Below are 5,117 nucleotides of genomic sequence, written 5' to 3'. Positions count from 1 at the left end.
TGCCGTTGGGCAGCCAGAACGGGAAGCCGGGGCCGGCCTCGTTCATCATGAAGATGTCCATCTCCTGGCCGATCTTGCGGTGGTCGCGCTTCTCGGCCTCCTCGAGGAGCTTGAAGTGCTCCTCCATCTCCGTCTTGTTGCGGAAGGCGACGCCGTTGATGCGGGTGAGCATCTTGTTGTCCTTGTCGCCCTTCCAGTAGGCGCCGCTCACGCCGGTGAGCTTGAACGCCTTGAGCGCCTTGGTGTACAGGATGTGCGGGCCCACGCACATGTCGACGTAGTCGCCCTGCTTGTAGAACGTGATGCGCGCATCCTCGGGCAGGTCGCCGATGTGCTCCACCTTGTAGTCGGCACCGCGCTGCCTCATGTAGTCGATGGCCTCCGCGCGCGGGAGCTCGAACACCTCGAACTTGAGGTTCTGCTTGCAGATGCTCTTCATCTCGTCCTCGATCGCGGGGAAGTCGTCCTCCGAGATCTTCCTGTCGCCAAGGTCGATGTCGTAGTAGAAGCCGTTGTCGGTGGCGGGGCCAAAGGCGAACTTGGCCTCGGGGTACAGGTGCTGGATGGCCTGCGCCATGATGTGTGCGGCGGAGTGACGGATGACGTGGAGCTCCTCGTCCTCGGGAACGTCCTCAACGTGGCCGTCGTTGAACAGTGCCTTCATCTTGATAACCTCTTCCGTTGGTATACGCGGCGGCGCCGCGCCCGTTTACGCATAAAAATAGCCCGCTCCTACGGATGCGGGCCCCATGGCACCTGTCACAAGCCGAGCCCGGCTCATAAAGGGACAGGTGCCTACATAGTCCTAGTTCGACGTGCAAAACGAGCGTGCATGAGCCGCGTGTGCCTTTCCTGCTTGGTTACCCCTCGGTTGTACCACACTCTGGCGCCGCCACGGGCCAAAATGGCCACTATGGTTGCCCATTCCATCCAATAAGGATGCAAGGCTGGACGTCCGTCCTTCTCCCCCAAGGGGCAAGACGCGCTGCGCCGGGTACAATCGTCACATGCATACGCCGGCCACGCGGCCACAGAGGAGGACGAGAAGGACATGGACATCCTGGTGCTGGAGTATCCCAAGTGCTCGACGTGCAAGAGGGCGCTACGCTGGCTCGACGAGCGCGGCGTCGCCTACACGGGCCGTGACATCGTGACGCAGAACCCCACCGCGGAGGAGGTCCTCACGTGGCAGCGCGCGTCGGGGCTGCCCATGCGGCGCTTCTTCAACACGTCGGGTCGCCTGTACCGCGAGCTCGGCGTCAAGACCCGGCTCGACGCGGGCATGACGGACGAGGAGGCCGCGGCACTGCTGGCCACGGACGGCATGCTCGTCAAGCGGCCGCTGCTCATAGTGGACGGCGTGCCCGCCCGGCCCGGCTTCGACGAGGCAGCATGGTCCGAGGCGCTGGGGCTCGCGTAGCACGAGCCTGAATGAATCAGGTGGACAGATTGGGTAAAGAGAAGGACGCCGGCACGTTGCGTGCTGGCGTCCTTTGGGTTCGCTTTGATGCCCGTCGCTACTGGATGCGGGTGCGGCAGTACGGGCAGACCTTCCAGTCCGCGTTGAGCGGACGGTGGCAGGTGGGGCAGACGTTGCGCACCTGCGTGTTGCAGATGGGGCAGACCACGAAGTCGCGGTCGATGGGCGCGCCGCACTTGGGGCAGATGCCGTAGTGGGAGAGCTGGTGCTCGCGGAGCGCGATGTCCAGGTCCTGCTCCTCGCGGTCGACCAGGTAGGAGCTCGGGCGCAGGATCACGTACGCCAGGAGGCCGACGATCGGGATGATCGAGATGATCGCCCACAGCCACCAAGGCTCGGCACCGCGGCGCTGCGCGTCGCGAATGACGTACACGATGGAGAGGATGTAGAGCATCACGATGCACGCGACCATCAGGTAGAGGACCATGCGGACCTCGGGGGTGATGATCTGGTTCAGAAGATCAGACATGTCTTAGTGGCCTTTCCTTTTACGTACGGCTCCCAAAGCCCATCGGCAGGAACCCACAGCGTCGTGACAGATTGTAACAGACCGAGGGAAGCTGCCAGGCGCAATCCGCATTTGGTCACGCATCGCACAAGCTGTACATCCGGCGGCGCCGCGGTCTTCTCCCCCGGCGCCGCCTGCCACGCCTACTCGTAGCGCTCGTCGAACACGCGCTTGGTCTTTTTCTCGCTGCGCGGCAGGACGCCCAGCTCCACCACCTTGACAAGCGGCGTGAAGCCGATGCGGTTGCGGCACTCGTGCGCGACCTCGTCCGCGAGCTCCAGGAAGTTCTGCGTGCCGTCCGTCTCCACGTACAGGCGCATGGTGTCGCGACCCTCCAGGTGCGAGAGGTGGATCTGGTACTCGCTCGAGAGCTGCGGGAACGACGCGATGACCTCCTCCACCTGGCGCGGGAACACGTTGACGCCGTGGATCTTGAACATGTCGTCCGAGCGGCCGCGCAGCGTGTCGATGCGCGGGTACGGGCTGCCGCAGGGGCACGGCCTGGGGATGATGCGGCTCAGGTCGTGCGTGCGGAAGCGGATGAGCGGCGCGCCCTCCTTCACGAGCGTGGTGATCACGATCTCGCCCCACTCGCCGTCGGGCACGGGCTCGCCCGTGTTGGGGTCCACGATCTCGAGGTAGATATAGTCGTCCCAGTAGTGCATGCCGTCGTTGGCGTCGCAGCTGATGCCGATGCCGGGACCGTACACCTCGGTCAGGCCGTAGATGTCGTACGCCTTGATCCCGAGGCCGTCGCAGATGCGGCGGCGGATCTTCTCACCCCAGCGCTCTGAGCCGATAACGCCGCGCCTGAGCGCGATCTGGTCCCTCATGCCGCGCTTCTGCACCTCCTCCGCGAGGAGAAGGGCGTAGCTCGACGTTGCGCAGATGACCGTGGACTGCATGTCCACCATGAACTTGAGCTGCTTTTCCGTGTTGCCGGGGCCCATGGGGATGGCCATGGCGCCCAGCTTCTCCGCGCCGGCCTGGAAGCCGATGCCCGCCGTCCACAGGCCGTAGCCGGGGGTTATCTGCACGCGGTCGAGGTTGGTGACGCCCGCCATCTGGTAGCAGCGCGCGAACTGCGTTGCCCAGTCGTCCACGTCCTTGGCGGTGTACGGCACGATCACGGGCGTGCCCGTGGTGCCCGAGCTCGAGTGGATGCGCACGATCTTCTCCTCCGGGACCGCGGCGAGCCCCAGCGGGTAGGCGTCGCGGAGGTCCTGCTTGGACGAGAAGGGCAGCCTCAGGAACTCGTCGGCCGAGGCCACGCCCGTGATGCCCTCCTCCTTGAGGCGGCGCCCGTAGAAGTTGTCCGAAGCGCGCAGGCGCGCGATCTGCGTGTTGACCTGGTCGAGCTGCTCGTCAGAAATCTGCATGGCAATCCTTTGCTCTAGTGGTGTCCCCTGCCGCGGCGTCGTGGCACGGCCTACACGTAGCGCTCCGAGTACTCGAGCGCGCGGTCGTTCAGCTCCCAGAAGCGCTCTGGCACGCACGCGTGCATGGCGCGGCTCACGTCCTCCACGGTGAAGCCGATGGCACCCGTGCGCGCCGCCGCGCCCAGCAGCAGCACGTTGAGGACCTTGGCAGAGCCGAGCGCGCGCTCCGCGTCCGCCGCGTCCACCACCACGAGCCGCCCCGCGGCGGAGCGCAGGTAGGACATGACCTCGTCCAGGTGGTAGGCGGGTCCTCCGGTCATGGCGGAGACCGGTACCACGGCGCGGTTGCTCGCCACGACGGTGCCGCCCGGCTTGAGGAAGCCCAGCTGGCGCACGGCCTCCGCAGGCTCGAACGCGATCAGCAGGTCTGCGCGGCCGCGGCCGATCATGGGGCCCGCGACGCCCTCGCCTATGCGCACGTGGCTGAAGACGGAGCCTCCGCGCTGCGCCATGCCGATGGTCTCGGCCGTCTTGACGGGAAGCCCGTGCTGCATGGCCGCGGTGGCCAGCAGCCGGGACGCCAGCACCGTGCCCTGGCCGCCCGTGCCGCAGAGCACGATGTCGGCTCGCATGGCCCTGTCCTTCTCGCTCGCGGCCTGCCCCTGCGCCTGCGGGGTCACGGTCGTCACGCTTGCCTCGCTCATACCCTCACGCCTCCGGATATCGCGCCCGTGGGGCACACCTGCTCGCACAGGGTGCAGCCCACGCACTGGGACTCGTCAATGGCAACCTTGCCGTCGGCCTGCGGCACGAGGGCCGGGCAGCCAAGCTGCGTCACGCAGCGCTGGCAGCCCACGCAGCGCCCGGCGTCCACGTGGCTTTGGGCCTTGGGCTTGTACAGGAAGATGCACGGACTCCTGAAGATGATGGCCTTCACGCCGGGCTCCGCGTCCACGCGTGCCACGACCTCCTCCGTCGCCTTGAGGTCGAGCGGGTCCACGGTCTCGACCGTGGTGAGGCCGATGGCCCTGAGCACGCGCTCGATTGATACGGGCGTGACCTTCTGCCCCATGGCCGTCCAGCCCGTGCCGGGGTGCGGCTGGTGGCCGGTCATGGCGGTGGTGGCGTTGTCCAGCACGCAGAGCGTCATGTTGGCCTGGTTGTAGAACGCGTTCACCACGCCCGTGATGCCGGACGCGAAGAACGTGGAGTCGCCCACGAACGCAAAGCAGTGCGTGTCTGGCTCCACGCGGCCCACGCCCTGCGCGATGTTGATGCCGGCGCCCATGCACAGGCAGGTGTCGCACATGTCGAGCGGGCGGGCGTTTCCCAGCGTGTAGCAGCCGATGTCTCCGCAGTAGATGGTCTTCTTGCCGCGCATGGCCTGCTTGACCGCATAGAAGCTCGCGCGGTGCGGGCAGCCGGCGCAGAGCACGGGCGGCCTTACGGGGAGCTCCGGCGGGTCAGGCCAGCTGGCGTCCTGCGCGTCGCCGCGGCCCAGGAACGCGTCGAGCACCTGGCCCACGTACTCCACGGAGTTCTCTCCGGACGGCTTCACGTCGCCGGTGAGCTTGCCGCGCACCGTCACGTCCAAGTGGTGCCTGCCCGCGAGCGCCGTGAGCGCGCGCTCGATCACGGGATCGAGCTCCTCGACGCACAGGACCTCGTCCACGCCGTCCAGGAACTCGAGCGCAAGGTCGTCCGGGAACGGGAACGGCGTCGCCACGCGCAGCACGCGGCACTCGCCCTC

At 66.8% G+C, this 5,117-nt stretch carries 5 protein-coding genes and 1 pseudogene; 1 reads left to right on the top strand and 5 read right to left on the bottom strand.

The window, feature by feature from the left end; genetic code table 11:
- A pseudogene (locus ACI38Z_RS01860) lies at positions 1–664 on the bottom strand (threonine--tRNA ligase); the annotation flags it as partial.
- 387 nt (positions 665–1,051) lie between these two features.
- Here ACI38Z_RS01860 and ACI38Z_RS01855 point away from each other — a divergent pair.
- On the top strand, positions 1,052–1,420 hold the full coding sequence (locus ACI38Z_RS01855) for an arsenate reductase family protein (RefSeq protein WP_439788487.1): 369 nt from the start codon (positions 1,052–1,054) through the stop codon (positions 1,418–1,420).
- Between the two features lie 97 nt (positions 1,421–1,517).
- On the opposite strand, the gene ACI38Z_RS01850 is transcribed toward ACI38Z_RS01855, so the two are convergent.
- The 4 genes from ACI38Z_RS01850 to ACI38Z_RS01835 form a co-directional block, all read right to left on the bottom strand.
- Positions 1,518–1,949 carry a zinc ribbon domain-containing protein gene (locus ACI38Z_RS01850; protein WP_439788486.1) on the bottom strand — a complete coding sequence of 144 codons (432 nt, stop codon included), beginning with the start codon at positions 1,947–1,949 and terminating at the stop codon, positions 1,518–1,520.
- Between the two features lie 182 nt (positions 1,950–2,131).
- On the bottom strand, positions 2,132–3,484 hold the full coding sequence (locus tag ACI38Z_RS01845) for a phenylacetate--CoA ligase family protein (RefSeq protein WP_439788485.1): 1,353 nt from the start codon (positions 3,482–3,484) through the stop codon (positions 2,132–2,134).
- Entirely contained in the window at positions 3,418–4,071 is a 654-nt protein-coding gene (locus ACI38Z_RS01840; RefSeq protein WP_439788484.1) for an indolepyruvate oxidoreductase subunit beta, read from the bottom strand. Before ACI38Z_RS01840 ends, ACI38Z_RS01845 begins: the two co-directional genes overlap by 67 nt.
- Positions 4,068–5,117: thiamine pyrophosphate-dependent enzyme (locus ACI38Z_RS01835; RefSeq protein WP_439788483.1), on the bottom strand; the 1,050-nt coding region annotated here is incomplete at its 5' end. The genes ACI38Z_RS01835 and ACI38Z_RS01840, both read right to left, overlap by 4 nt.

Origin of the sequence: Parafannyhessea sp. (genome assembly GCF_051876455.1) — a bacterium.
Classification (GTDB): domain Bacteria; phylum Actinomycetota; class Coriobacteriia; order Coriobacteriales; family Atopobiaceae; genus Parafannyhessea.
This window is presented reverse-complemented; position numbering and strand designations above follow the sequence as displayed.

What these genes read in the sequence shown, in the direction of transcription:
- ACI38Z_RS01855 (WP_439788487.1), top strand. Translation starts at nt 1,052, where the DNA reads ATGGACATCCTGGTGCTGGAGTATCCCAAGTGCTCGACGTGCAAGAGG.
- ACI38Z_RS01850 (WP_439788486.1), bottom strand. Translation starts at nt 1,949, where the DNA reads ATGTCTGATCTTCTGAACCAGATCATCACCCCCGAGGTCCGCATGGTC.
- ACI38Z_RS01840 (WP_439788484.1), bottom strand. Translation starts at nt 4,071, where the DNA reads ATGAGCGAGGCAAGCGTGACGACCGTGACCCCGCAGGCGCAGGGGCAG.